The organism is Rhizobium sp. Root482, assembly GCF_001426565.1.
Classification (GTDB): Bacteria; Pseudomonadota; Alphaproteobacteria; order Rhizobiales; family Rhizobiaceae; genus Pararhizobium.
Genome location: NZ_LMFA01000001.1, coordinates 186,675 through 208,544 on the forward strand (window position 1 = coordinate 186,675; position 21,870 = coordinate 208,544).

At 62.2% G+C, this 21,870-nt stretch carries 18 protein-coding genes and 1 riboswitch; of the genes, 7 read left to right on the top strand and 11 right to left on the bottom strand.

The features are described 5' to 3' along the window. Window positions 1–63: 63 nt before the first annotated feature. Window positions 64–975, top strand: coding sequence for an oxygen-dependent coproporphyrinogen oxidase (gene hemF / locus ASD31_RS00740; protein WP_056328161.1), 912 nt, complete (start codon window positions 64–66; stop codon window positions 973–975). A 65-nt stretch (window positions 976–1,040) separates the two neighbouring features. On the opposite strand, the gene ASD31_RS00745 is transcribed toward hemF, so the two are convergent. Continuing rightward, on the bottom strand, window positions 1,041–1,295 hold the full coding sequence (locus ASD31_RS00745) for a hypothetical protein (RefSeq protein WP_056328164.1): 255 nt from the start codon (window positions 1,293–1,295) through the stop codon (window positions 1,041–1,043). Between the two features lie 154 nt (window positions 1,296–1,449). Between ASD31_RS00745 and ASD31_RS00750 the strand changes: the two genes are divergently transcribed. Beyond that, entirely contained in the window at window positions 1,450–1,722 is a 273-nt protein-coding gene (locus ASD31_RS00750; RefSeq protein WP_056328166.1) for a BON domain-containing protein, read from the top strand. On the opposite strand, the gene ASD31_RS00755 is transcribed toward ASD31_RS00750, so the two are convergent. The 4 genes from ASD31_RS00755 to ASD31_RS00770 form a co-directional block, all read right to left on the bottom strand. Continuing rightward, complete coding sequence (locus tag ASD31_RS00755) at window positions 1,715–2,329, bottom strand: ABC-type transport auxiliary lipoprotein family protein (protein WP_056328167.1); 615 nt, start codon at window positions 2,327–2,329, stop codon at window positions 1,715–1,717. The genes ASD31_RS00750 and ASD31_RS00755 overlap by 8 nt on opposite strands. Before the next feature lie 180 nt (window positions 2,330–2,509). Continuing rightward, a complete protein-coding gene (locus ASD31_RS00760) occupies window positions 2,510–3,880 on the bottom strand; it encodes an MlaD family protein (protein ID WP_056328169.1) in 1,371 nt (456 codons plus the stop codon). Window positions 3,881–3,962: 82 nt separating this feature from the next. Further along, the gene (locus ASD31_RS00765; protein ID WP_156392479.1) at window positions 3,963–4,736 is read right to left on the bottom strand and encodes an ABC transporter ATP-binding protein; all 774 of its coding nucleotides are present in this window, start codon (window positions 4,734–4,736) and stop codon (window positions 3,963–3,965) included. Window positions 4,737–4,816: 80 nt separating this feature from the next. Continuing rightward, complete coding sequence (locus ASD31_RS00770; protein WP_056328171.1) at window positions 4,817–5,959, bottom strand: MlaE family ABC transporter permease; 1,143 nt, start codon at window positions 5,957–5,959, stop codon at window positions 4,817–4,819. A gap of 139 nt (window positions 5,960–6,098) precedes the next feature. Between ASD31_RS00770 and dgcA the strand changes: the two genes are divergently transcribed. Then, complete coding sequence (gene dgcA / locus ASD31_RS00775) at window positions 6,099–7,082, top strand: N-acetyl-D-Glu racemase DgcA (protein WP_056328173.1); 984 nt, start codon at window positions 6,099–6,101, stop codon at window positions 7,080–7,082. Here the strand turns inward: dgcA and ASD31_RS00780 are convergent. Beyond that, a complete protein-coding gene (locus tag ASD31_RS00780) occupies window positions 7,034–8,254 on the bottom strand; it encodes an MFS transporter (RefSeq protein WP_056328175.1) in 1,221 nt (406 codons plus the stop codon). The genes dgcA and ASD31_RS00780 overlap by 49 nt on opposite strands. 76 nt (window positions 8,255–8,330) lie before the next feature. Continuing rightward, a complete protein-coding gene (locus tag ASD31_RS00785; protein WP_056328178.1) occupies window positions 8,331–9,170 on the bottom strand; it encodes a UDP-2,3-diacylglucosamine diphosphatase in 840 nt (279 codons plus the stop codon). Between the two features lie 194 nt (window positions 9,171–9,364). Here ASD31_RS00785 and ASD31_RS00790 point away from each other — a divergent pair, with 194 nt between their 5' ends. Further along, entirely contained in the window at window positions 9,365–11,677 is a 2,313-nt protein-coding gene (locus ASD31_RS00790) for an NADP-dependent malic enzyme (RefSeq protein WP_056328179.1), read from the top strand. A 141-nt stretch (window positions 11,678–11,818) separates the two neighbouring features. Continuing rightward, window positions 11,819–12,922: a DUF2865 domain-containing protein gene (locus ASD31_RS00795; protein WP_056328181.1), complete on the top strand. Its 1,104-nt coding sequence runs from the start codon at window positions 11,819–11,821 to the stop codon at window positions 12,920–12,922. On the opposite strand, the gene bluB is transcribed toward ASD31_RS00795, so the two are convergent. From bluB to ASD31_RS00815, 4 genes are all read right to left on the bottom strand, one after another. Next, entirely contained in the window at window positions 12,923–13,624 is a 702-nt protein-coding gene (gene bluB / locus ASD31_RS00800; RefSeq protein WP_056328184.1) for a 5,6-dimethylbenzimidazole synthase, read from the bottom strand. Between the two features lie 44 nt (window positions 13,625–13,668). Then, window positions 13,669–13,879, bottom strand: a riboswitch (cobalamin riboswitch). Window positions 13,880–13,920: 41 nt separating this feature from the next. Further along, a complete protein-coding gene (locus ASD31_RS00805) occupies window positions 13,921–14,742 on the bottom strand; it encodes an SDR family oxidoreductase (protein WP_056328186.1) in 822 nt (273 codons plus the stop codon). 187 nt (window positions 14,743–14,929) lie between these two features. Next, on the bottom strand, window positions 14,930–15,766 hold the full coding sequence (locus tag ASD31_RS00810; protein WP_056328187.1) for a TolB family protein: 837 nt from the start codon (window positions 15,764–15,766) through the stop codon (window positions 14,930–14,932). Between the two features lie 9 nt (window positions 15,767–15,775). After that, entirely contained in the window at window positions 15,776–17,455 is a 1,680-nt protein-coding gene (locus ASD31_RS00815; RefSeq protein ID WP_056329227.1) for an NAD+ synthase, read from the bottom strand. 291 nt (window positions 17,456–17,746) lie between these two features. Between ASD31_RS00815 and ASD31_RS00820 the strand changes: the two genes are divergently transcribed. After that, window positions 17,747–19,672, top strand: coding sequence for an LTA synthase family protein (locus ASD31_RS00820; protein ID WP_056329230.1), 1,926 nt, complete (start codon window positions 17,747–17,749; stop codon window positions 19,670–19,672). Window positions 19,673–19,980: 308 nt separating this feature from the next. Beyond that, entirely contained in the window at window positions 19,981–21,762 is a 1,782-nt protein-coding gene (locus ASD31_RS00825) for a methyl-accepting chemotaxis protein (protein ID WP_056328190.1), read from the top strand. The last annotated feature ends 108 nt before the right edge of the window (window positions 21,763–21,870 follow it).

Consider the following 21,870-nt stretch of genomic DNA (forward strand, 5'->3'; position numbering starts at 1 on the left):
GTGGGCGCAAAGGCGAATCGGCGGTTTCTCGCCGTTCAAGCTCCTGCCAACAGGATGATCTCCATGGAAAGACCGGATCTGCCGCAAGGCCTGCCTGCGGATATCGAAGACAAGAAGGCCAAGGCACGCGCCTGGTTCGAGAGTTTGCGGGATGCGATCTGCACCGCCTTCGAGACCATAGAGGACGAGCTTGCCGGCCCTTTGTCGGATCGACAGCCGGGCCGCTTCGTCGGCAGGGACTGGAGCCGGAACGAGGGTCTTGGCGGCGGTGGGCGCATGTCGATGATGGAAGGCCGCGTCTTCGAAAAGGTCGGCGTCCATACATCGACGGTCCACGGCGAGTTTTCTCCCGAGTTCCGCAGCCAGATTCCCGGCGCGAATGAGGATCCGGCCTTCTGGGCCTCGGGCATCTCGCTGATCGCCCATCCCGTCAATCCCAATGTGCCCGCCGTTCACATGAACACCCGCATGGTCGTCACCACCAGCCACTGGTTCGGCGGCGGTGCCGACCTTACCCCCCTGCTCGACCGGCGCCGGGTGGCGAGCGACCCGGACACGATGCTGTTTCATCGCGGCCTGGAAATCGCCTGCAATCGCCATCCAGTCGCGGACTATTCCCGGTTTAAGCAATGGTGCGACGAGTATTTCTTCCTCAAGCACCGCAACGAACCGCGCGGCACCGGCGGCATCTTCTACGACTGGCAGCACTCGAGCGAGGATAAGGGCGGCTGGGAGGCCGATTTCGCCTTCACACAGGATGTCGGCCGCGCCTTCAGCCTGATCTATCCGAAGATCGTGCGCGCGAATTTCAACAAGCCCTGGACGGAGGAGGACCGCGACGAGCAACTGGTCCGTCGCGGCCGCTATGTCGAATTCAACCTGCTCTACGACCGGGGGACGATCTTCGGCCTGAAGACCGGCGGCAATGTCGATTCGATCCTGTCATCGATGCCGCCAGTGGTTCGCTGGCCCTGACCGCATCTGTCGTACAAAAATCCGGTCGCGAAAACGACCGGATTTTTTATACGGCGGAATACTCCTTAATCGCAAATCTTCACCTTCTTGACGTGGAGATTGCCCCACTTGTCCCACTTCTTCACCTTCTTGATGATGCAGGACGGCTCGTAGTATCCGCCATAGTAGCCGCCGTCATGAACGTTGAGGCCGAAGTGGCCGTAACCGTGTCCATGATGACCGTGGCCAAAGCCGATGCTGAAACCGCCGGCCTGCGAAGGTGCGGTGAAGGTAAGGACGGCGATGCTGGCAACGGCGGCAGACATGATGAATTTGCGCATGTGACTTCTCCTCTGTCGGTTGCGGATGAGCCCGTCTCATCCAGAGACCCGACTGTCTCACAGGGCGCGTGCCGGCGCTGTTTCGGATGGAACAGGCCTGAACAAAAGCGTTTCAAGCGCGTTGAGGGCAGACCAGCAAAGGGAGAATGCAGCCATGGTCTTCAAGGAACGCACATTTCACGGAGAAAGCCCTGAAGAGATCTTTCCGCAGGATTATGCCGATCTCGAAACGCGGGTTGCCGACTGCCTGACAGCTACCGATGGCCTTGATGCCTCCGATGTAGCCGTGGTTGCCAAGGGCAATATGATCCTTTTGACGGGAACGGTCGCAACGCCGGAGGAAGCAGACAGGGCGGAGGAAGCCACGGCTTCGGTTGAAGGCGTGGACGAAGTGGTCAACCGGATCTCGGTCGTGGCGTTCAGATAGAGGCGAGTGTCCAGCTGACGATTTCGCCGGACACCTGTGCAAAGGCAGCGTCGAGCGCCTTGATGAAGGCGGGGTTTCCGCTCCCCTTGACCGGCACTGTCGCGCGGAATGCCTTTTGCGCACCCACTGTGCCATTGCGATCATTGAGCAACTTTGCGAAAATCTCCACCACCGCCATATCGGCGCCTTCGGTGGAGATTTCGAACGACCGGATTTCGCTGATCACCTGGTAGTCGATCGCGAGCCCCTCGCCCGGCTTGCCGACGCCGCCGACCTTGCCGGTATTCTCGAACGCCTGGACGAGCTTGACCTGGACCATTCTCGGCAGGCGGTCGCTCCATTGCGATTTTGCCAGATATTGCAGTTCCGAACCCGAAAGCCGGATGACCACCTGGTCGCTGTCGAGCGCCTTCAATGCGGTTGGCTCAGGAACAAGGATCTGCTTGCCGGTGGATGCGCGTCCCTCGATAAGCGGCGAGGCCGACAGGCTATAGGTGTCATTGTTCGCCTTGCCACCGCAGGCGACAAGCATTGTGCTCACAGCCAGGATGACGCAGGCCCGGATCAACCCCGCCTTTCGAACACACAGAACACCCGGAAGTTTCATTCAGACATTACCCTTCACCGATTCCCAGCAACTTAGACGGTGGTCCGGCCAAGACAAGCCGAAAAGCACCTGTTCCGCTCCCTGGGCGGTAAAAACCCGACGGGGATTGCAGGCCTGCAACGCCAGCGGCCCCGCCCGCCTCTTGCGCATGGCGCAGGCGGGGTGAATGCCGGACCAGCCTCAGCGGCGCACGCGTCCATCATATTGTTTCACCCTTTCGCCGCCGAACAGAAGACGCTGCGGATCCTTGTCGAGGGTGGAGATGGTCGTGTCGAGCGTCTTCACCGCGCGGCGCGTCTCACCGACCAGCGCCTCTATATCGCGCAGGCCGGAGCCGGAGAAGCGCTTGAGGTTTTCGGCGATCGGGCCGATCTGCGCATTCAGGTTGTCGGCCACCCGCCGGAACGAGGCGAGCGTCGCACGCGCATCCGCCGACAACGAGGGTGCGTCGGCATCGCCGAGAAAGCCGTCGAGCTTCACCAGGATGCCATCGACCCGGCTGGAGGCGGCATTCAGCTTGTTGGCCATCTGCGTCGCGTCGGTGATCGCCTGGTCGATATCGGTCCGGCGGCCGTTGATGCTTTCGGCGAACGAACTGATCGAAGCGACAGCCTTGCGGGCATCGGCGCTGGCCGCCGACACGTCGTTGACGATGCCGCCGACCTTCTGGCTGTCGACGGCAGCGATCAGCGTATCGACACGGTCAAGCGTCGCGGTGGCGTTCTGGCCGAACCGCTCGTATGTCTCGGCCGTGCGCTTGAAAGTGGCGATGGTGTCGGAAACGCTGCTGGAGGCGGCGCTCAGATCGCTGCTCATCTTCTCGACATTGCTGACGATATGATCGATCTTCTGCGGATCGACGGATTTCACCAGGATATCGGCGGAGGTGAGCGTCGAATCGAGTTTGCCGGCGGCGGCCGTGATCGACGTCGACAAGGCACTGACGCTCGTCAGGAACTGGTCTATGCCTTCGGAATTATCGGCAAGCGCGCTGGTGAACCGCTCAGCATTGGAGATGGTGCCGGTCAGCGGCCCGCGCACATCCGAGACGAAGCCCTGGATATCGCCGATGGCGCTGTTGGCGCGGTCCAGGATCTTGTCGGCGGTGGCAAGCAGGCTGGTGACGCTTGACTGGTCGGCCACCAATTGCGCCGGCTTGCCCGTCTCGAGCGCCTTCTTCAGGATATTTTCCTCGCCCTTGTTGCCACCGCTGAGCTCGATATAGGCGGCCCCGGTCAGGCCCTGGATCTCGAGGGTCGCCGTCGTCGATTGGAGAACCGGCGCTTCGGCGGAAACCTCGGTCACGGCAACGGAATAGCGCGGATCGTTGGAATTGATCGCGAGGTTGCGGACCGAACCGACAGGGATGCCGTTGAAGCGAACCGGCGAACCGACGCTGAGGCCATTGGCCGAACCGGGAATGCTGATGACCAGTTCGGCCATTTCGCCGCTGCGGCCATATTGCGACATCCAGTAGACGAAGCCGAAGGCCGCGAAGATCACCGCGACGGTGAAAAACCCGACAATCGCATAATTGGCTTTTGTTTCCATTGCACCCGGTACCCTTGGAATGCCGCCAGCGCGGCCCCTTGCTTTTCGTCGCCTCTCGACGCACCGCCCTGTCGCTGCGCTGTCAGGAAGCCTTCCTGTCATCGTCGTCGCGCACGATCGAGCGCGCACGCTTGCCCTGGAAATAGGATTTCACCCATTCGTCGTCACAGGCCAGCATGTCTTCGATCGTACCCTCGACGAGAACGCGCTTCTGCCCCAGCACCGCAATCCGGTCGCAGACCGAAAACAGGCTGTCGAGATCGTGAGTCACCATATACACGGTCAACCCCAGGGTGTCGCGCAGTTTGGCGATCAGGTTGTCGAACTCCGCCGCGCCGATCGGATCGAGCCCGGAGGTCGGCTCGTCGAGGAAAACCAGATCCGGATCGAGCGCCAGCGCCCGGGCAAGCGCCGCGCGCTTGATCATGCCGCCCGACAGTTCGGAGGGGAATTTGTCGGCGGCTTCGGGCGCCAGGCCCACCATGTCGATCTTCAGCCGCGCCAGTTCATCCATGAGCTCCTGCGGCAGGTTGAGATATTCGCGCATCGGCACCTGGATATTTTCCTTGACGGTCAAGGAGGAAAACAGAGCGCCATGCTGGAACAGCACGCCAAGCCGCATGTCGAGTGCCATGCGCTCCTCCTCGCTTACCCCGTCGTATTCGACGCCGAGAATCTTGATGGAGCCGGACCGGCGCGGCAAAAGGCGCAGCACGGTGCGCATCAGCACTGATTTGCCGGTGCCCGAGGCGCCGACGAAGCCGAGGATTTCGCCGCGATAAATATCGAGATTGAGCTTGTCGAGGACGATGTTGGAACCGAAGCCGACCGTCAGGTCCTTGACCGACAGGATGATCTCCGTGCCGTTTCCGTCGAGGCCCTGCCCGTCCTGCGATCCTCCGACATCGTTTTCGTTCACCGGCAAACCCTCTTCCATCAGAAATCGATCGACGCATAGAAGACGGCAAAAAGACCGTCGACGAGGATAACGACGAAGATCGACTTCACCACCGATTGCGTCACCTGCTTGCCGAGCGATTCGGCACTTCCGCCGACCTTGAGGCCTTCGACGGCAGCCACCACGCCGATGATCAGCGCCATGAACGGCGCCTTGATCATGCCGGCGAGCACGGAGGAAAAATCGACAGCCTCCTGCAGGCGCGAAAGAAAGGTGGCAAAGGTGATGCCGGAATAGCTCCAGGTGACCACGGCTGCCCCGGTCAAAGCAGCGAAATTGGCGATGATCGTCAGAAGAGGCAGCGCCACCGTCAGCGCCACCAGCCGTGGAAAGACCAGGATACCGATGGGGCTGAGGCCCATGACCTTCAGCGCATCGACCTCCTCGCGCATCTTCATCGAGCCGATTTCGGCGGTGATCGCGCTGCCAGACCGGCCGGCGATCATGATCGCCGTCAGGAGAACGCCGATTTCGCGCAACTGCAGGATGCCGACGAGATCGACGACGAACAGTTCGGCGCCGAAATAGCGCAGCTGAAAAGCTCCTTGCTGGGCAATGATGGCACCGATCAGGAAGGACATCAGCGTGATGATCGGCACGGCCTGAACGCCCATGCGGTCGATCTGGTTGACGATGGCCGCCGGCGACAGGCCGCTATGGCGCCCCAGCTTCAGCTGCGCGCCGCGTACCGCCGAACCGAGGATGAACATGGCCGCGATCGTATCTTCCCAGGCCGACACCACGGTTTTGCCGACCGGGGTAAAGAATCGGACGAAGAGCAAGCGCGATTTCCGGCCGTCTGCCGCCGGCTCCGGCAATGTCTCCGGCAGGGCGCCGAGCAGCTCGACATAACGCGGATTGTCGCTCGTCAGCCTGGTATCGCCGATCCGCGTCATGAACCGCCGGATGAGCCATGCGCCGGCCGTATCCATCGCGGTGATGGCGCTGAGATCCACCTCGCTTACCCCGCCGCCACCGGTGGCAAGGCCCTCCAGCTTGGACGTGACGGTATGGATGGAAACGCTCCGCCAATCGCCGCTGAAGCGATAGATCCGGGCGCCGCCCTCGCCAGCCTCGTCGAGTTCGACGTCGGTATCGGTTTTCACTTGCGAAGGCGTCACGTCTCTTGGATCTTCCGGTGCTGGCTGTATTTGATAAAAGATCAGCGACTCATAGCTGCTGCGGCATCATCTGTCACCGATTGAAACAGTTCGGCGCCAAACGGTTCGGCGCCGGGATATGAATGCAACAGGAGACTCCATGAAACGCGTATTGCAAACCGCGGTCGATCATTTCCCGATTGCCGGCAGCTTCACCATCTCCCGCGGCAGCAAGACGACTGCGTCCGTGGTGACCTGCACCGTGACCGACAACGGCTTTGCCGGGCGCGGCGAATGCGTGCCCTATGGGCGCTATGGCGAAACCATCGACAGCGTGCTTGCCGAGATCGCCGAAATCGCGCCACTCGTTGAAGCCGGCCTCGACCGTCAGGGCTTGAGGGAAAGGATGAAGGCCGGCGCGGCGCGCAATGCGGTGGATTGCGCGCTCTGGGATCTGGAAGCCAAGCGATCGGGGCAACCCGCTTTCATCCTTGTCGGCCTCGCCCAGCCGGCGCCGCTGACGACCGCCTATACGATCTCGATGGGCGAACCGGAGGCGATGGCGGCCCAAGCGGCGCAATATGCCCATCGGGCGCTTCTCAAGGTGAAGGTCGGCAGTGCCGACGATGCCGCGCGTATTCGCGCGGTGCGTGCCGCAGCCCCTGCGGCGGCCATCATCCTCGACGCCAACGAGGGCTGGAGCGAGGACAATCTGGCCTATCACTTTTCCGTCTGCACGGATGCCGGCGTGGCGCTGATCGAGCAGCCGCTTCCGGCTGGCCGCGACGACGCGCTGGCGCGAATCGCACGCCCGGTTCCCGTCTGCGCGGATGAGAGCGTGCACAAGACCGAGGATCTGCCGGCCCTCGTCGGGCTCTACGACGCCGTCAATATCAAGCTCGACAAGACGGGCGGCCTGACGGAAGCGCTTGTCATGCGCGACGCCGCAAGGGCGCTGAAGCTGAAGATCATGGTCGGTTGCATGGTCGGCACCTCGCTCGGCATGGCACCGGCGGTGCTCGTCGCCCAGGGCGCCGAGTTCGTGGACCTCGACGGACCTCTCCTGCTTGCCCGCGACAGGGACCCAGGCCTGCGCTACGAGGCTTCGCTGGTCTTCCCGCCATCCGCGGCCCTCTGGGGCTGAAGATACCAGGCGGCAAAGGTGGAGAGGCAGCCGATCAATGCCACCACCGACATCGCATAGAAGCCATCGACGCCGAACCAGGTGAAGAAATATCCGGATGCGAAGGTAAAGATCGCCGAAAACACGCCGGTATAGAAGAAGTACAGCCCCTGCGCCGAGGCTTCCTGCTCCTCCGGCACGCGGCGCACCAGGCTGTTCTGCATGCCGGTATGCATGATCGCATAGGTGAAGGCGTGGAAGCACTGGAGCACGAAATAGCCCCAGAAGCCGAGATCCATCGGAAAGATGATCCAGCGAAAGACCGCGAGGATGCAGCCCGAAAAGATCATCGTCCACAGGCTGAAACGGCGAATGATCATCTTGGCGCAGGTAAACATCAGAACCTCCGCCGCCACGCCGGCACTCCAGAGAAGGCCGATCTGCGTGCCGGAAAAGCCGATCTGCTGCCAGTAGATGGCCGAGAAGGCAAATAGCATCGCATGGCTGGCATTGATCAGCGTAACCCCGATCAGGAGCAGTTGCAGGTCGAGCTTGCGAAGCGCCTTCGGCGGCGGTTCGGTCAGCGTCGTCAGGGTCGAGGGACGCCTCGGGCGGCCGACGCGGGGCGCGATGAAGGTCAGGAGGATCATCAGCGTAAAGCCGCCCACCATGGCCGGCAGGACCATTCCACCGCCATAGAGGCCGATCATCGCGCCGCCGAACATGGTCGCGACGATGAAGGCGACGGAACCCCAGACGCGCATGCGCGCATAATCGAAACCCCAGCGCCGCACCCCGGTAAGCGCGATCGCCTCGACGATCGGCACATAGGGCGAATAGACCCCGCCCTGCAGCGCATAGACGACCAGCACGAACCAGAAACTGTGGGATACGAATAGGGCAAGCCCGGTCAGCAGCGACAGCACCGCCGACCAGATCAGCACCTCGGCGCGCTCGCCGATCCGGTCGGCCAGGAGCCCGGCCAGCGGCGCCGTGATCACACGTACGAACATGGGGACCGCAAGGATGATGCCGATCTCGAAATCGCTGAGCGACAGCGTGCTTAGCCAGACCGGAAAATAGGGCATGGCAAAGCCGTTGACGACGAGCGGCGCGCAGAAGAGCAAGGCGATGCGCGGCACGAAATAGGCCGGCGCATCCTCGTGATGAGGAGGCTGTGACGAGGGAATCATGGAACGACCTGATGAATGCGTCCATGCTCTATCATGCCGCGCGAGAGCCGCGCCATAGCCAGATTTTCGTAGACGGTCAGGCGGCTTCCTGCGAAAAGGCCCGACCGGAAAGCGCCGGGGTTTCGGACCCGGTTTCGCGGGCAGCAACACCCCGGCCCTGCGGCCGCCAGGTGATCAGTTCCATCGTCCCGTCATAATGTTCGGCCACCGCCGTGCAGCTTTCCACCCAGTCGCCGGTATTGATGTAGCGGATGCCGCCGATATCCTCGATCACCGCATGGTGGATATGGCCGCAGATGACGCCGTCGGCGTTTTCCCGCCGCGCCTCCTCGACAACCACGCGCTGGAACTCGCCGATGAAATTGACCGCGTGCTTGACCTGCAGCTTCGCCCAGGCCGAAAACGACCAGTAGGGCAGCCCGAGACGCCGGCGCACGGCCGAGAGCACGATATTGATGGCGATCGCCACATCATAGGCCCAGTCGCCGAGATGGGCGATGAGCCGTGCATTGCGCACCACCACGTCGAATTCATCGCCATGCAGGACCAGATATTTCCGGCCATCGGCGCCCTCGTGCATATGGCGTCCAGCCACCTCGATGCCGCCGAAATGCAGGCCGGGAAAATCGCGCATGAACTCGTCGTGGTTGCCCGGTATGTAGATGATCCGGGTGCCCTTGCGCGCCTTGCGCAACAGCTTCTGGACGACATCGTTGCAGGCCTGCGGCCAGTACCAGCTGCGCTTCAGCCGCCAGCCATCGATGATGTCGCCGACCAGGATGATGGTTTCGGCCTCGGTCGAGCGCAGGAAGTCGATGAGATAATCGGTCCTTGCGGCTTTAGACCCCAGATGGACATCGGAGATGAACAGGGTTCGGAAACGGCGGGCGGAGGGATCGTGCTCTTTCTCGGTCATGCTGCCTCTTCGGATGAACGGCGTTTCTCCGCGTTCAAGATCAGACTCCTGTTTCAGGAACATGACAGGCAGCCAACAGGCCGCACCGGCAAAACAGCTGTTCGGGAAATCGAGGGGTAAATGCCCGGTTCGAAACTGTACGGCGCTCGCGTTTCATGCAAGAAGACCCAAGACGACAGACAGAGGATTTGATCATGAGCACCGGCGACAAGGCCAAGACCCCAGCGGTTCCCACAAGCGGCGACCTCGATGAGCAGGCATTGTTCTTCCACCGCTATCCGCGCCCCGGCAAGCTCGAGATCCAGCCCACCAAGCCGCTCGGCAACCAGCGCGACCTGGCGCTCGCCTATTCGCCGGGCGTCGCCGCTCCCTGCCTTGCCATCCGCGACGATCCGGCGACCGCTGCCGACTACACCGCGCGCGCCAATCTCGTTGCCGTCATCTCCAACGGCTCGGCGGTGCTCGGGCTCGGAAATATCGGCCCGCTCGCCTCCAAGCCGGTGATGGAAGGCAAGGCCGTCCTGTTCAAGAAATTCGCCGGCATCGACGTGTTCGACATCGAGATCGATGCGGACGGGATCGATCGGATGGTCGATGTCGTCTCGGCGCTGGAGCCCACCTTCGGCGGCATCAATCTCGAGGACATCAAGGCGCCGGAATGTTTCGTGGTGGAACGGCGGCTGCGCGAGACCATGGACATCCCGGTCTTCCACGACGACCAGCATGGCACCGCGATCATCGTGGCGGCGGCGATCCTCAACGGGCTCGAACTGGCCGGCAAGGATATCGCCACGGCCAAGATCGTCGCTTCGGGCGCCGGTGCGGCAGCCCTTGCCTGCCTCAATCTTCTGGTCACTCTCGGCGCAAAACGCGAAAATATCTGGGTCCACGATCTCGAAGGCCTGGTCTATGAAGGCCGCGAAGTGCTGATGGACGAGTGGAAATCCGTCTACGCGCAGCCGAGCGACAATCGCGTGCTGGCCGACAGCATCGCCGGCGCCGACGTCTTCCTCGGTCTTTCGGCCGCCGGCGTGTTGAAGCCGGAACTTTTGGTGCAGATGGCCGAAAAGCCGCTGATCATGGCCCTTGCCAATCCCAATCCGGAAATCATGCCGGAGATCGCCCGTGCCGCTCGCCCGGATGCGATGATCTGCACCGGTCGCTCGGACTTTCCCAACCAGGTCAACAACGTCCTCTGTTTTCCCTATATCTTCCGTGGCGCCCTCGATTGCGGCGCCCGTACGATCAATGAGGAAATGAAGATGGCCGCCGTGCGCGCCATTGCCGGCCTTGCCCGCGAGGAGCCGTCCGATGTCGCCGCCCGCGCCTATTCGGGCGAGACGCCCGTCTTCGGGCCCGATTACCTGATCCCCTCGCCCTTCGACCAGCGACTGATCCTGCGCATCGCACCGGCCGTTGCGAAAGCGGCCGCCGAAAGCGGCGTCGCCAGCCGGCCGATTGTCGATTTTGACGCCTATCTAGATCAGTTGAACCGCTTCGTCTTCCGCTCCGGCTTCATCATGAAGCCGATTTTCGTCGCGGCCAAGAATGCCCAGAAGAACCGCGTGATCTTTGCCGAGGGCGAGGATGAGCGCGTGCTGCGCGCCGCCCAGGTGCTGCTCGAGGAGGGCACGGCGCGCCCGATCCTCATCGGCCGTCCGCAGATCATCGAGACAAGATTGAAGCGATACGGGCTGCGCATCCGCCCCGATGTCGATTTCCAGGTCGTCAACCCGGAAGGCGACCCGCGCTTTCGCGACTATGTCGATGAATATTTCTCGCTGGTCGGTCGCCTCGGCGTCATTCCGGAAGCAGCCCGCACGATCGTGCGGACCAACCAGTCCGTCATCGGCGCGCTCGCCGTCCGGCGCGGCGAAGCCGATGCACTGATCTGCGGCGTCGAAGGACGCTATAGCAGCCATCTGCGCGCCGTCTCGCAGATCATCGGCAAGCGCGAGGGCGTTCTCGACTTCTCGGCGCTGAGCCTGCTGATTTCCCATACCGGTGCCACCTTCCTCACCGACACCTATGTGACCTTCGATCCGACGGCCGAGGAAATCGCCCAGAAGACGGTGATGGCCGCACAGGAAATCCGCCGCTTCGGCATGACGCCGCGCGCTGCTCTCGTCTCCCATTCGAATTTCGGCTCGCGCGATTCGGAAAGCGCCTTCAAGATGCGGCGGGCCATGCAACTGGTTCGCGAACTGGAGCCCGATCTGGAGGCGGACGGCGAAATGCACGGCGATTCCGCCATTTCGGAAATCCTGCGCAGGCGCGTCATGCCCGACAGCACGCTGACCGGCGAGGCCAATCTCCTGGTCTTCCCCAACCTCGATGCAGCCAACATCACCCTCGGCGTCGTCAAGACCATGACCGACAGCCTGCATGTGGGGCCGATCCTGCTCGGAACCGCCCTGCCCGCCCACATCCTGTCGCCATCGGTCACTTCGCGCGGAGTGGTCAACATGGCCGCGCTCGCGGTGGTGGAAGCCTCCCATCCGGCATAGGCCGCGCCAAGCCGGAGCCGACCGGGGCCGGCGGCGTTAACGCTTTTCAAACGGACCGCGTTGCGCCGCCGCCGAATAGGATTATGATGGCGGCAGGTCCAGCGTGCGGCGGAATTCCGCCGCGTCCGGTTTCGCACCGGCATGCCCAGGCGAGAGAAATACGTGACGTTCCGATTGCTTCCCTTCGCGGCACTTCTGGCGCCGCTCCTTCTGGCCATGACGGCCACGGCCGATGCCTCGACCGTCTGCGAACGCCTGAATGCGCGCCTTTCGAACCTGCCGCGGATCGTCACCTCCAATGTCAATCTGCGTGAGTATACCGGCGCCATTTCGCGCCAGAACCTCGACCTGCGCAGGGCGCGCAGCGACCGGCGCCGAATGGGCTGCAGTTCCGGCAGCGTCCTTGTCGTCGGTGGCCCCAACCAGGACGCCTGCGATGGATTGAACGCGGTCATAGCCCGGATGGAGATCGACCTCGAAACCCTGAAAGCCAGGCGCCAGTCTGTGGTCCTGGGCGGCGACGGCGAGATTATCCGGCGGCGCATCGTGGCGGCGCTCGAGATCAACCGCTGCGCGGAGGAGCAGGACGCATTGCTGAGAGCGGCGGCACAGGAGCCCGAAACCCACCGCAATATCCTCTCCGACCTACCGCCGATCGGCGAAGATGATCCGGAATTTCGCGACAGTGACGATTTCCCCGACTTCGCCATGCACGGCATCGGCTATGACGGCAGCCTGCGCACCATGTGCGTGCGCACCTGCGACGGTGCCTTCTTCCCGATTTCATCCAATGCGACGCCGGCCGATTTCCAGCGTGACGCGCAAACCTGCGAGCAACGTTGCCCGGGCGCGCAAACGGCGCTTTATTTCCATGCTCTGGAAACCGAAGAAACCGACCAGATGATCTCGGCGGCCAGCGGCGAACCCTATCTCGACCTGCCGACCGCCTTTGCCTACAAGACCCGCGACCTCAGCCAGCCCGGGCAATGCGGCTGTTCGCCGGTCGGCCGTTCGGCAGGCAACCAGACGACCCCCGACGAGGGCAGCGGCATTCTCGAGATCATCACCGCCAAGCCGGAAAAGACCGTACCCGCTGCTGACGCCGTCATTGCCGAACGTCCCTACGACCCGCAAAACAGCAAGATACGCCTCGTCGGCCCAAGTTTCCTGCCGTCGCACGAAAGCGCGATCGACCTTCGCCATCCGACGGGACCGGGATACCAGCAACAGCAGCAAACCAATTGATCAGGGTACCGCGCCGGTCGCCTTGACGCCCCAGGCATCGCTGAAGACGAGCTCCTCGAGCGCCAGCCGCTGGCGCCAGCCCTTGACCGCCAGTTCCGGCTCGGCATAAAGCTTGTCCACATAACCGAGGCAGAGCCAGGCGACGATCTCGACATGATCGGGAATGCCCAGAACCTGCTTGACGTCGCGCTCGTGAAAAATGCTCACCCAGCCGACGCCGACCCCTTCAGCACGGGCCGCAAGCCACAGGTTCTGGACGGCGCAGACCGTCGAGAATGAATCCATGCGCGGATTGTGCGTCCGCCCGAGAACCACCTTGCCGGCGCGGGTGGGGTCGCAGGTCACGCAGATGCTGACCGGCGCCTTGCGGATTCCTTCGAGTTTCAGCGTTCGATATTTGTCGCGTGCCTCACCCTCGAACATCGACGCGGCCTCCTCATTGGCCCGCTGGAATGCTTCGAAAACCTGGCCACGCCGGGCTTCGTCGCGCACGACGATGAAATTCCAGGGCTGCATGAAGCCGACCGATGGCGCGCTGTGGGCGGCGGAGAGAAGCCGCGTTACCAGCGCGTCGGGCAAGGGCTCTGGCAAGAACTGATCGCGCACGTCACGGCGGGTTTCTATGGCGCGATAGACGGCAGCCCGCTCGTCCGTGGAAAAGGCACTTGCCGCCACAAGGCGGTCCTGTGGTTTACTTTGCATCGTTTAATCCCCAACAATGCGAAACCTCCCCGCCGTCCGCGCGGGGCTGGTCTATCCTGTCAGGCCGGTCTTCTGACTGCGGATCAGCCGATCTTGCTGCCTTCCCGGATCACATGAAGATCCAGTGGCAAAATCTTGATAAACCTCAAGATTTCAGTGCAAGACCGTCCCCGTCACAGCGGTGGGCACGTTCCGGATTTTCACCGGATTCCCGATTCTCCCGCTCGCGCGGGCACCTGAACGAAGCGATATGGCCATAAAGTGCTACCGAACGCAATGCGCGGCCCGGGACGCATTCAAAGGGCGGCGACGGGATGTGGCGAGCCGTCATAGGCGCCCCAGACCGCCTGGTCGAAACAGATCATCGATCCCGTCATCAGGCCCGATTCCGCCGACGACAGATAGGCGCAGGCGCGCGCCACTTCGGCCGGATCGACCAACCGCCCGAAGGGTTGTCCAGCCGCCGCCTTTTCCAGCCAGTCGTCCGGCGCCCCGTGGAATTCGCGCTGGATGCGGTCCTCGCCTTCCGATGCCATCCAGCCGATATTGAGACCGTTGACGCGGATGCGATTGCGCAGCACCGCATAGGCGGTGTTTTTGGTCAAGGTATCCAGCGCGCCCTTGGAGGCGCAATAGGCCGAGAGGAACGGCTGGCCGGCCATGGCCGACATCGAGCCGATATTGACGATGGTACCTTCGGTCTTTTCCCGGCGCATGATCCCGATCACCTCCTGCATCAGGAAGAACGGCGCCCGCACATTGATGGCAAACATCCGATCGAACAGTTCCGGGCTTGTGTCGAGGATCGTGCCGCGATCGGTGATCGCCGCCGCATTGACCAGCGCATCGACCCGGCCGAAGGCCGCGTCGCAGGCCGTCACTACCTTGCGACCCTCTTCCACGTTTTCGAGATCGGCCTCCACATAGACGACCCTTGCCCCCGTCGCCGCTTCGATTTCGGCGGCCTTCGCCTCGCCCTTCGAAGCATTGCGACCGCAGATGACGATACCGGCGGCGCCACGCTCGCCAAACAGCCGGGCAATCGCCGCTCCCAAGCCTTGGGTGCCTCCGGTGACGATGGCGATCTTGCCGTCGAGCCGGCTGGTTTCGGTGTTCATATCTCTCTCCGCGTTTGCGTCGGCAGGCCGAAGCTCGCCTGCGATACCGATTGAGGTTTGTGGCCGGCCTGTCCCATTGACTGTGCCTTCTTTTTATCGCTGCGCAAGTACCGGCAAAGCTGCTTCCGGCGCTCAACAAACTCCTATTGGCATCGGATAGGCAATGCATTTCATATTTATCGAGCGATCATGCGGCCGAAGGCGCCGGCTCATAGCGGACGAAGGCAAATTCCCGGCCGTCGGGCGACCAGCTGGGCACGTTGATCGTGCCCTGCCCGCCGAACAGCGAAAACAGCGTCCGGGCATTGCCTCCGTCGGGCTCCATCAGCCGCAGCCGCACGTCCAGATCGCGCGGATGATCGAAAATATCGCCGTCATAGGAGAGCACGAGAAGATGCTTGCCATCAGGCGAAGGATGCGGAAACCAGTCGCCATAGATGCTGTCGGTGATCCGCGTGACGTCGGAGCCGTCCGGCCTGATGCGCCAGATCTGCATCCGGCCGCTGCGGCTGGAATTGAAATAGATCCATTTTCCGTCCGGGCTATAGTCGGGGCCGTCGTTGCGGCCCTCGCCCCAGGTCAGTCGGGTCTCGTCGCCCCCGGCCACGGGGATGGTGTAGATATCGAAGACCTGGTCGCGGATGCCGCAATAGGCAAGCGTCGTTCCGTCCGGCGACCAGCCATGCCAGTAGGACGGCCTGTTTTCCGTCACCCGCCGCGGCTCGCCCCCGTCCACGGGAAGCGTATAGATCGTCGAGGCGCCGAATTCGGTCTTGTCGCTGATGACGAGCAGGTTGCCATCCGGCGAAATGCCGTGGTCGTTGTTGCACTGGCCCGCAAAGCCGGTGTCGACCGGCACGAGCCCGCTGCCGGACAGCGGCAGCCGGTAGAGCAGGCCGTCGCCATTGACGATGAGCGATTGCCCGTCGGGCGAAAAATTCGGCGCCTCGATCAACTGCTCCGTCTGGAAGACCACTCGGTTCCTGCCCGTGGCCATCGTATGGATTTCGACTGAGCTGCGCATCGCCGCCGACTACCGGTCGCGGAAGCGGTTGGTGATCGGATAGCGGCGGTCGCGGCCGAAATTCTTGCGGGTGATCTTGACGCCCGGCGCCGACTGGCGGCGCTTGTATTCGGCGAGATAGAGCAGATGCTCGATCCGGTGCACCGTCGCCACGTCATGGCCGCGCGCGACGATTTCCTCCGTGCCCATTTCCTTCTCCACGAGGCATTCGAGGATATCGTCGAGCACCGGATAGGGCGGCAGCGAATCCTGGTCCGTCTGGTCGGGGCGAAGCTCGGCCGAAGGCGCCTTGTCGATGATGTTCTTCGGGATGACCTCGCCCGACGGGCCGAGCGCGCCGGGCGGAACATTGTCGTTGCGCCAGCGCGACAGGCCATAGACCTGCATCTTGTAGAGATCCTTGATCGGATTGAAGCCGCCGTTCATGTCACCGTAGAGCGTCGCATAGCCCACCGACATTTCCGATTTGTTGCCGGTCGTCACCACCATCGAGCCGAACTTGTTGGACAGCGCCATCAGGATCGTGCCGCGCGTGCGGCTCTGCAGGTTTTCCTCGGTAATGCCGCTTTCGGTGCCCTCGAACATATCGGAAAGCGCGCCCAGGAAGCCCTGTACTGGCTCCTCGATGGGGATAGTATCGTAGCGGCAGCCAAGCGCCCTTGCACAGTCCTCCGCGTCCTTGAAGGACGCTGCCGAGGTATAGCGATAGGGCAGCATCACGGCGCGCACCCGCTCCTCGCCGAGCGCATCGACGGCAAGGGCGGCACAGATCGCCGAATCGATGCCGCCGGACAGGCCGAGCACCACGTTCTTGAAACCGTTCTTGTTCACGTAATCGCGAAAGCCCAGCATGCAGGCGCGGTAATCGGCCTCCTCGTTCTCCGGCAGGCGCGACATGGTTCCGCGCTGGCAGGTCCAGCCGCTTTCCCCTTTCCGCCATTCAGAAACGGACACGGCCTCCTCGAACTGGCTCATCTGGAAAGCCAGCGATCTGTCGGCGTTAATGGCGAAGCTGGCGCCGTCGAACACCAGTTCGTCCTGGCCGCCAAGTTGGTTGGCATAGAGCATCGGCAGGCCCGTCTCGATCACCTGGCCGATGGCGACCTGATGGCGGATATCCATCTTGCCGCGATAATAGGGCGAGCCGTTCGGCACCAGGAGCAGTTCCGCGCCGCTCTCGGCCAAAGTCTCGCAAACGCCGAGTTCACCCCAGATATCCTCGCAGATCGGAATGCCGAGACGTACACCGCGAAAATTGACAGGGCCGGGCATGGCGCCCTGGCTGAACACCCGCTTTTCGTCGAATTCGCCGTAATTCGGCAGATCGACCTTATCGCGGATGGCGATGATCTCGCCACCATCGAGAACGGCGACCGAATTATACCGGCCGGTCTCATCCTGGCGCGGAAAGCCGACGACGATGCCCGGACCGCCATCGGCGGTATCGGCGGCCAGAGCCTCCACCGCCTTGCGGCAGGCTCTCAGGAATGCCGGCCTGACCACGAGGTCTTCAGGCGGATAACCGGAGAGGAAAAGTTCTGTCAAAAGAAGAAGATCGGCGCCGTGGCGGGCGGCGTCGGCGCGGGCATCGCGAAGCTTGGCAAGATTGCCGGCGATATCGCCGACGGTCGGGTTGAGTTGCCCGACGGCGATACGAAGCGTCGTGGAGATGGTTTTTTGCGCGGTCATGAACAGGCCTGTGCTTGGATGGTCTGGCGGAGCGGAGAGATGCATCCAGGACTGTTATGGCATCCCGCCGCGGAATAGTTAAGCCGCGGAATAGGTAGAAAATCGATCCTCCCGACCGCCGCCCGGCAGTTGGAATATCTGCCAGAAACAAAGGCGGTGAGAGATACTTCCAGCCAGCCCGAAGCCCCGTCGAGGTGGCGCTCCGCTGCGAGCGCCCTAGCTATTCATCCTGCGTTCAAGATGACGTCTGTATGACAAGCATGTGAAATTTTGATGAAATTGGAGACGGGTTTGGCAAGCTTTGAATCGGCAGTCCGCGCGATCACGGTTTCCGGTGCCTCTACGCCCCGGTTCGGCTTTCATTGGCAGGCCGGCAAGGCGTTGCCGCTGGCCGGACGCCTTGTCCTGTCACTTCTGCTCTCGGTCGCGCTGGTCTTCGCCATCGAATGGATCGCCCGCGATTCCGCCACTCAAGCCGGCCTATTCTTCCTAGACCCCTTGCGCCCAGGCTGGACGACTGTCGGGGTGTTTTTCCTTGTTTTCCTGACGCTTGACGCGGTTTTTTCGCGTGAAAACTACGGCGTCATCCTGATCGCCCCGCTGGCGCTTCTTCCGGCGCTCGTCAGCCGCCAGAAACAGATCTTCCTGTCCGATCCGCTCTATCCCACCGATTTCCTGTTCGGCCGCCAGATCATGGAACTGATGCCGGTGTTGGTAAAGGATCGTCCTTGGACAGCTGTCGGCATTCTGGTCGGCGCCATTGCCGCGCTCGCCGCGCTCGCCTGGCTCGTCCGCTTCGCATGGCGCCGCTTTCCGGTCCTCACCCGCAAGCAGCGCCTGACGCGGCTGGTGGTCGCCCTGCCGCTGCTGGCGTCCTTCTACCATATTATGGACTACAACACCTTCTCCTGGGTTCGAGACCGGCTTCAGGTGATCCCGATGATGTGGGACCAGACGGAGAACTACCGTCACAACGGTTTCATCATGGCCTTTGCGCTCAACCTGCCGATGGCGAACGTCACTGCGCCCGGCGGCTATATGTCCGAGGCGATCGACAAGATTCCGACCAAGCCGCTTCCCGCCGGCACCTCCCATCGCGGCAAACCGGACGTGATCGTCCTGATGAGCGAATCCCTTTGGGATCCCACCCGCCTGCCGCAGGTGACGCTGACGCCCGATCCCATGCCGACGATCCGTGAAATGCAGTCGGGCAACGTGTTCTCGCCGGAATTCGGCGGCATGACCGCCAATGTCGAATTCGAGGCGCTGACGGGCTTTTCCAACGCCTTCCTGCCCTATGGCAGCATTCCCTATCAGCAATATATCCGCAATCCGATCCCCTCGCTTGCCACCTTCTTCCGTGGCGAAGGCTATGTCTCTCGCGCGGTCCATCCGTTCCAGAAATGGTTCTGGAACCGCAGCGCCGTCTACAAGGCCTTCGGCTTCGACGATTTCCGGTCGGAAGAAAACCTGCCGGCCATGCAGAAGCGCGGCATCTTCACCTCCGACGAAGGACTGACAAAGGAGATCATCCGCCAGGCCGATCAGTTGCGCGACCCCTTCTTCTTCTTCACTGTGACGCTGCAGGGTCATGGCCCCTATGAGGCCAACCGTTATGCCAAGAACACCATCAAGGTGGAGGGCAACCTGCCCGAGGTCGACCGGAAGGTGCTGGCGACCTATGCGCAGGGTGTCAAGGAAGCCGACGACAGCCTGAAAATGCTGATGGACTGGGCCAAGGAGCGTGACCGCGAGACGATCATCGTGCTGTTCGGCGATCACCTGCCGCCGCTGAACACGGTCTACCCGAACACCGGCTTCATGAAGGGCCTGACGGCATCGCGCAAGGGACCGCTCGACCAGATGAAGGTGCAGCATGAAACGCCGCTGGTGGTGTGGTCCAACAAGACCGGCCCGGTCAAGGATATCGGCACGATCAGCCCGGCCTTCCTGTCCTACCAGATCCTCAAACAGGGCGGCTTCGAGCATCCCTACTATACCGGGTTCCTCGGCAACATCTTCGACCGCTATCCGATCATCGACCGCTATATGCTGGTCGACAAGGCCGGCAAGGACATGGCCTCCTGGGCACGCCAGAAGACCATCCCGCCACTCGTGCGAGATTATCGCTTCCTCCAGCACGACATGATGTTCGGCAAGCGATTTGGCATGGAGCGCTTCTTCCCGACCCATGCCAGCCTCTACGAAGGCGCCTGAGCAACCCTCGGAAAGCCCCAGCCGGGGCTTTCGCCTCCGCCAGTTTCTCCCGACGACGGCAAAGCCGGCATTTCCTGATTACATATAAAATTATTTTTTTACAACCGCTTATGACGGCTTCATAGTTCGTAACCTTAGTTCGGAGAGCGGTCAATCTGATGTCGCTCATCCCCTCGATCGAACTTTTGCCGGCCCTTCCTGCGACGCGACCGGCTCTCACTAGGTTTAGCATTTGCGCGAAAAGGTTCTGTTAACCGTAGCCGAGCATGCTTCCCGGCAGACTACTTTAACGAGCGGGAATCTTTTGCATGTTCGGTCTGGGCGCTTCGAGGAATGCGGAAAATATATTGGCGGCCGTATCGAGATCGCAGGCGATCATCGAATTCGACCTCGAAGGCAAAATCCTTTCGGCCAACGAGAATTTCTGCAAGACGCTCGGCTATACACTCCCTGAAATCCTCGGCAAGCACCACAGCATGTTCTGCGATGCGGCCGTGGTTGCGGGCGCGGACTACAAGGAATTCTGGAAAAGGTTGGCCAGCGGCACCTTCGAAACGGGCAGCTACAAGCGCATCGCCAAGGGCGGCCGGGAGATATGGATCCAGGCTTCCTACAACGCCGTCCTGCGGGGCGGTCGGCCCTACAAGGTGGTGAAATTTGCAGCCGAAATTACCTTGGCCCGTGAACAGGCGCTGGAAGATGCCGGCAAGCTCGACGCCCTGTCGCGGTCCCAGGCGGTCATCGAGTTCACGCCATCGGGCGAAATCCTGACGGCCAACGAAAACTTCTGCAAGACGCTCGGCTACGCGCTTTCCGAGATCGTCGGAAAGCACCACCGGATCTTCTGTCGGAAAGACTATACGGCCAGTTCCGAATACGAGGCCTTCTGGCACCGTCTCGCCAGCGGCGAATTCATTGCCAACGAGTTTGTCCGGGTCGGCAAGAACGGCGAGGAAATCTGGATCCAGGCCGCCTATAACCCGATTCTCGATAGCTCCGGCAAAGTCAGGAAGGTCGTCAAGTTCGCAACCGACGTGACCGAGCGGATGAGCGCCATCCAGGAGATCGACGCCGGCCTGAAGGCGATGTCGCAGGGCGACCTCACCGCCTCGCTGGACAGGCCCTTCGTGCCGTCGATGGAAGGACTTCGCCTCAATTTCAATGGCACCATGGCCAGGCTGCGCGAAACGCTCGGGCAGATCGGCCAGAGCGCGGTCGCTATTGCCCTCGGTTCGCGCGAAATGCGCGACAATGCCAACAGTTTTTCCAAGCGTTCCGAACAGCAGGCCGCATCCCTGGAGGAAACCGCCTCCGCGCTGGAGCAGATCACCATAACGGTAAACGATTCGAGTAACCGCGCGCATGAGGCCGGCAGCCTGGTGGCACGGACCAAGGAAGGCGCGGAAAAATCCGGCAGGGTGGTACGCAACGCCGTTTCCGCGATGGACGAAATCCAGCGCTCCTCGCAGGAAATCACCAGCATCATCGGCGTCATCGACGAGATCGCCTTCCAGACCAACCTGCTGGCGCTGAACGCCGGTGTCGAGGCCGCCCGCGCCGGTGAGGCCGGCAAGGGGTTTGCCGTGGTCGCCCAGGAGGTTCGCGAGCTTGCGCAACGTTCGGCCAAGGCCGCCAAGGAAATCAAGGCCCTGATCGGCAGTTCCAGCGAACTGGTCCGCAACGGCGTCGACCTGGTCGGCCAGACCGGGACCTCGCTGGAAGAGATCGTCCGCCAGGTGGCCGAGATCAACGCCAATGTCGCCGCAATCGTCGAGGCCGCCCGCGAGCAATCCGTCGGATTGAAGGAAATCAATGTCGCGGTGAATTCGATGGACCAGGCGACCCAGCAGAACGCCGCGATGGCCGAGGAAAACACCGCTGCCATCGCCGACCTTGCATCGCAGGCAGGCGCCCTGCAGCAATCTCTGGCGCAGTTCCGGATCGAAACCGGTCACGAGCGCCCGGCCGCAAGAGCCGTCGCCGTGCCCGACGCTCCCGCCGCGCCGGCATCCAGAAATCCGCGGCCAATTGTTGCCCGCAGCTCCGGCTCGGCAGCCCTTGCGGCTTCCGCCGATTGGGAGGAATTTTGATCGACCCTGCGCACCATTTCGCCGATGACGATAAGCGGTCGTTCCATGAACGAGCGACACCTCCACCGACGCAATCACCAGAAACAATGGATGGACTTTGCACGAGTT

Coding starts and splice junctions, on each gene's coding strand:
- ASD31_RS00810 (WP_056328187.1), bottom strand. CDS start 15,766: ATGCGCAGCTCAGTCGAAATCCATACGATGGCCACGGGCAGGAACCGA.
- ASD31_RS00750 (WP_056328166.1), top strand. CDS start 1,450: ATGGTCTTCAAGGAACGCACATTTCACGGAGAAAGCCCTGAAGAGATC.
- ASD31_RS00755 (WP_056328167.1), bottom strand. CDS start 2,329: ATGAAACTTCCGGGTGTTCTGTGTGTTCGAAAGGCGGGGTTGATCCGG.
- ASD31_RS00785 (WP_056328178.1), bottom strand. CDS start 9,170: ATGACCGAGAAAGAGCACGATCCCTCCGCCCGCCGTTTCCGAACCCTG.
- dgcA (WP_056328173.1), top strand. CDS start 6,099: ATGAAACGCGTATTGCAAACCGCGGTCGATCATTTCCCGATTGCCGGC.
- hemF (WP_056328161.1), top strand. CDS start 64: ATGGAAAGACCGGATCTGCCGCAAGGCCTGCCTGCGGATATCGAAGAC.
- ASD31_RS00825 (WP_056328190.1), top strand. CDS start 19,981: ATGTTCGGTCTGGGCGCTTCGAGGAATGCGGAAAATATATTGGCGGCC.
- ASD31_RS00805 (WP_056328186.1), bottom strand. CDS start 14,742: ATGAACACCGAAACCAGCCGGCTCGACGGCAAGATCGCCATCGTCACC.
- ASD31_RS00745 (WP_056328164.1), bottom strand. CDS start 1,295: ATGCGCAAATTCATCATGTCTGCCGCCGTTGCCAGCATCGCCGTCCTT.
- ASD31_RS00780 (WP_056328175.1), bottom strand. CDS start 8,254: ATGATTCCCTCGTCACAGCCTCCTCATCACGAGGATGCGCCGGCCTAT.
- ASD31_RS00790 (WP_056328179.1), top strand. CDS start 9,365: ATGAGCACCGGCGACAAGGCCAAGACCCCAGCGGTTCCCACAAGCGGC.
- bluB (WP_056328184.1), bottom strand. CDS start 13,624: ATGCAAAGTAAACCACAGGACCGCCTTGTGGCGGCAAGTGCCTTTTCC.
- ASD31_RS00760 (WP_056328169.1), bottom strand. CDS start 3,880: ATGGAAACAAAAGCCAATTATGCGATTGTCGGGTTTTTCACCGTCGCG.
- ASD31_RS00795 (WP_056328181.1), top strand. CDS start 11,819: ATGCCCAGGCGAGAGAAATACGTGACGTTCCGATTGCTTCCCTTCGCG.
- ASD31_RS00815 (WP_056329227.1), bottom strand. CDS start 17,455: ATGACCGCGCAAAAAACCATCTCCACGACGCTTCGTATCGCCGTCGGG.